This window comes from Saccharomonospora saliphila YIM 90502, assembly GCF_000383795.1.
GTDB lineage: Bacteria > Actinomycetota > Actinomycetes > Mycobacteriales > Pseudonocardiaceae > Saccharomonospora > Saccharomonospora saliphila.
On the sequence record NZ_KB912657.1, the window covers coordinates 1 to 1,906 of the forward strand.

The following is a 1,906-nucleotide window of genomic DNA, read 5'->3' on the forward strand; positions in this document are numbered from 1 at the left end:
CGAGTGCGTGCGTGTCGCCGAGCACCTCGCCCGCCAGGGTCGGCAACGGCCGCCCTTCGGCGGGCAGCCGCGCCAGCACCGCCAGCGCCGCCTCCAGATCCCGCCGGGTGCCGACCACCGACCCCCGCACCCCGGCACGGCGCACCTGCCGTGCCCATTCCTCCAGCGCGGGGCGCCCGCGCACCTCCGGGTGGTGCTCCAACCACTCCCACAGCGCCACCCGCTCCGCTTCCGCCCGCGCGCGTTCCGCGGCACGGTCGCCGACCGGGCCCACCAGGTCGGAGACCACCTCGGTGATGTCCGTGCCCAGGTCGTCCAGCACCGCCTCCAGCGTCGCCAGCGACACCGAACAGTGTGTGCCGGGCCTGCGCGCCAGCCCCAGCAGGTCGGCCACCGCGTCGCGCTGCGCCTCGTCGAGCGGACCGACCCGCACGCTGGTCACCCGCCTGCCGGTGGACAGCCGCCCGTGCACGGCCGTCCACAACGGACGCAGCTCGGGCACACACACTGCCGCGGGCAGGCTCATGACTCCCCGTCCTCCCAGCCCGCGCCGGTCCACACGAACCGCGCGGTGGTCACCGCGTCGTCCACGTCGGACCCACCGGACGCGCCACTCGCGCCGCCCGGGACGTCGCCGGTGATGAGCTGGTGCACCGCGATCCCGGGGAGTTCGCGGTAGGCGCCCCACTCGTGGTCGGAGGTCAGCATCAGGTCCAGGTCGAGCGAGGTGAGCAGGTCGAACACCTGCCCCCGGTTGTCCGAGTCCACCCCGACGAACACCTCGTCCAGCAGGATCAGCCGGGGCGCCTCGGGAACCGACTGGTAGTGCGCCGCCACCGCCGCGAACAGCGGCAGGTGCAGCGCGATCGCCTTCTCCCCGCCGGAGAGGGCACCGTGCAGCTTCTTCGTCAACGGCTGCCACCCGCGCCCGTCGGCCCGGTCCAGCTTCACCACGAACCGGTGCCAGGCGGTGTAGTCGAACACCCGCGCCAGCTGCTCCTGCCAGCTCGACGCGGTGTTGTCCGCCTTCGCCTGCTCGATCCGCTCCCGGAAGAACCGGTGCAGCGACTCCGTGTCCCCGTCGGACCGCCGCCCCGGCGTCTTCAACAGCAGGTCCCGGGCGTCCCGGGTGCCCGCGGGCAGCTCCGGGTTCACCTCCCACACCAGTTTCACCGCCACCCGCGACGCGGTGCGCACCCGCTGCAGCCGGGCGTTCATCGCGTCCACCATCTCGTTCGCCTGGCGGATGCGCTCGGCGAGCTGTCGGCGGATGTCACCGGTCAGCGTCTTGTCGAACAACTCCCGCTCGGCGGCGGTGATGTCGCCGCGGCTGCGCTCGGCGTCCTCCCGCAGGATCGTGTGCAGCCGGTGCGCCCCCACCCGGACCCCGTCGACCGTCGCGGTGAGCTCGTGCACCCGGCCCTCGGTCTCCGGCTGCAGATCGGCCCGTCCGCTGAGCGTGTCCCGGCAGGCGTGCACGGTCTCGATCAGCGCGTTCAGCGCGGTGCTGATCGCCGTCTCGGTGAACGTCTCGTCCGGCAGGGCCGCCGCCACCGCCCGGGCGGCCTCTCGCGTCGCGGCCGCGTCGTCGGCGGACGACAGCGTCAGCTCGATCCCCGCGTCGTCGGGGAACGTGCGCAGGGCCAGGTGCCGGAACCCCTCGGTCGCGGTGTCCCGCTCGCGGACCGCCTCGTCCCGCTGTTCGGCGGTGCGGTTGCGTTTCGCCTCCAGCGCGACCCGCCGCTGGCCCAGCTCGTCCACCGCATTCCGCGCGGCCCGCAGCTGTTCGCGCAGCTGTTCGCGCGTGCGGCGCAGCCCGTCCAGCTCGGCCAGCACCTGCCGGTAGTCGGCGCCGACCGTGCTTTCCACCGCGTCCAGCCGCTCGGCCACGGCGTCGGCCTCGGCG

Annotated in this window: 2 protein-coding genes; both read right to left on the reverse strand. The window is 74.2% G+C overall.

Annotated features, from left to right (window positions below):
* On the reverse strand, positions 1–526 hold a 526-nt coding region (locus SACSA_RS0110080; protein ID WP_048876631.1), incomplete at its 3' end, for a TIGR02679 domain-containing protein.
* Positions 523–1,906, reverse strand: a 1,384-nt coding sequence (locus SACSA_RS22345; RefSeq protein WP_269634788.1) for an SbcC/MukB-like Walker B domain-containing protein, incomplete at its 5' end; no start/stop codon positions are given. The genes SACSA_RS22345 and SACSA_RS0110080, both read right to left, overlap by 4 nt.